Origin of the sequence: Bradyrhizobium nivariense (assembly GCF_029846695.2) — a bacterium.
In the GTDB taxonomy this organism is placed as follows: Bacteria; Pseudomonadota; Alphaproteobacteria; order Rhizobiales; family Xanthobacteraceae; genus Bradyrhizobium.
Window position 1 is genome coordinate 1 of sequence record NZ_JARWCR020000170.1, and the last position, 1,993, is coordinate 1,993.

A 1,993-nucleotide genomic window follows, 5' to 3' on the forward strand; every position below is an offset into this window, starting at 1 on the left:
CAAAGGCACAAACCAGTTGCCGAAGATCATCGCAGGTGTCAGATTCAACGACGGCATCGAGGTCATCCAAGCGCCGGCAAACCACGCCGCCTGATCACCCCGTCACCCAAAATCCCGCATAGCTCCGGCAGCGATCGGCCTGGCCCTTATCGAGAACGGATGGCGCGTCCCCTTCACCCGCACCACCGATCTCGTGCAGAAGCTCCAGGTGGCGCGCCGCGAGCCGCGAACTCAATCTCGAGGCCGCCATTAACCGCCTCGATCGCTTCGATCTCCTGATCTGCGATGATCTTGCCTACGTTACCAAGGACCAGGCCGAGACCAGCGTGCTGTTCGAGCTCATCAGCGCACGCTACGAGCGGCGTTCCATGCTGATCACCGCCAATCAGCCCTTCGGAGAGTGGAACAGGCTCTTCCCGGACCCTGCTATGACGCTCGCCGCCATCGATCGCCTCGTTCACCACGCCACTATCGTCGAGATGAACGTCGAAAGCTATCGCAGGCGCACCGCGCTCGAACGGAAGCGTGGTCCAGGGCGACCACCCTCGCACGCGACACCAAAAACACTCGCTGATTGACGCTCCGCGACAATCAGAGCGAACAAAACTCTTGCGCGCGACAATCATCGCGGCGATCATCACTTCGCCGCGACACCGACTCGCCATCCTGATTGTCGCGCGCTTCCCATCCAGATTGTCGTGCTATAACGCGCAAGTGCAATCAGCAGAATGCAAGGCGGATGTCGCCGCGGTCGGCCAGCTTGCGGTAGCCGGCATAGCCATCGACCTGAGAATGCCCCTAAAGTCCTCCAGAGGGGTGATCGGCCGTTCGGAGTTGCGCTCATAGACATAACGACGGCCGGTGGATCATAGTCGCCCCATGGCCGGTCGTCAGCGGCATAGGCCGAAAGCTGGCCAGTCTTGGTGCAACCCCAACCGGGATCCAGCACGGGAGCGTTTGTCTCGTCCGCAAATAATCGTGTGCACTCCTTCAGCCCCACCAACATCCGCTCCTGCAGTGGACGCAGGCGGCAGGCAGCGTGGCCGACCTAGTCGGTCAGCGTGGATCGATCCAGCTCGATAGGTTCCATCGGCAGGCCGGCTGCGATCAGTCCCGCGGGCGCAGGAGCCTGCACGACACCATCTTCGCAACGCCGACAGGCGTATTTCGGCGCCCATTGATAGACACCCGGAACTGCGCCGGCACCAAGTCAGCCGCTCGCTTTGCCCTCGCCGATCCGATGCAATTCGCCCTTGCAACAAGGGCAAACGTTGTCTTCGACAACGAGCTCCAGCCGCGGCAGATGCGCTGGCAGCCGGCAAGGTTGGTGCGGCGCTGCTCGGCCCGCGCGGCGGGAGCCAACTGATCTCCTGTCGCCGCGTCGCTCGCTGCCGTTTGCTCAACGTCTTCAAGGCCGAGCAGCATCTGGTCTTCGGGAAGGGTCTCGGCCCGGCGGCCAAAATCGTGCCGATGCAATTTCGTGATGATCTGGCAAAGCCGCCCCTTTTTGCATCCGCTCGGCGAGCAGCATCGCATTCATCGTCTCGAGATGATCGGGCAATGCGTCGCTTGGAGATGATATTCGGCGGCATTCTGTGAGCATTTCGATGCGGGTGGTCTAATTCACTTAGCTCAGAGATAAAGACACTGTTTCGCGCGCCTCATGGACGCACCGCCAGTCCAGTCCTTCCAACAGCGCCGACAGGTTGCGCGGCCGACAAACGCATCAAGCCGTTCTCAATCTTCGGCCAGCGGAAGGCACCGTCCTCCAGCCGCTCGTATCTCAACTGAGAATGCAGCCTCTTCGAATGCACGGCTGCAGTTTGTGGGGGGCACGCATCCGTTTCACCGTAAGCATCCGGCGAAGCTTTCAATTACCCACATTTGGTCGAACGGGCTGAGGGAGCGCACAAACCATTGCATCGCAGGAATCGACCGTGATTCCTTGTCTGGCACCGATTCGCAGGGGGCGGCGCCAATGGACGAAGAAGCC

Annotated in this window: 2 protein-coding genes and 1 pseudogene; 1 reads left to right on the forward strand and 2 read right to left on the reverse strand. The window is 61.0% G+C overall.

Going from position 1 to position 1,993, the window contains the following annotated elements; translation table 11 throughout:
- Positions 1-109: 109 nt before the first annotated feature.
- Positions 110-578, forward strand: a pseudogene (locus QCM77_RS45705) (ATP-binding protein); the annotation flags it as partial.
- Positions 579-637: 59 nt separating this feature from the next.
- Here the strand turns inward: QCM77_RS45705 and QCM77_RS45710 are convergent.
- Positions 638-1,006, reverse strand: a complete 369-nt coding sequence (locus QCM77_RS45710; protein WP_462804421.1) for an IS66 family transposase — start codon at positions 1,004-1,006, stop codon at positions 638-640.
- A 101-nt stretch (positions 1,007-1,107) separates the two neighbouring features.
- Positions 1,108-1,536: an IS66 family transposase gene (locus QCM77_RS45715; protein WP_462804422.1), complete on the reverse strand. Its 429-nt coding sequence runs from the start codon at positions 1,534-1,536 to the stop codon at positions 1,108-1,110.
- Positions 1,537-1,993 lie beyond the last annotated feature (457 nt).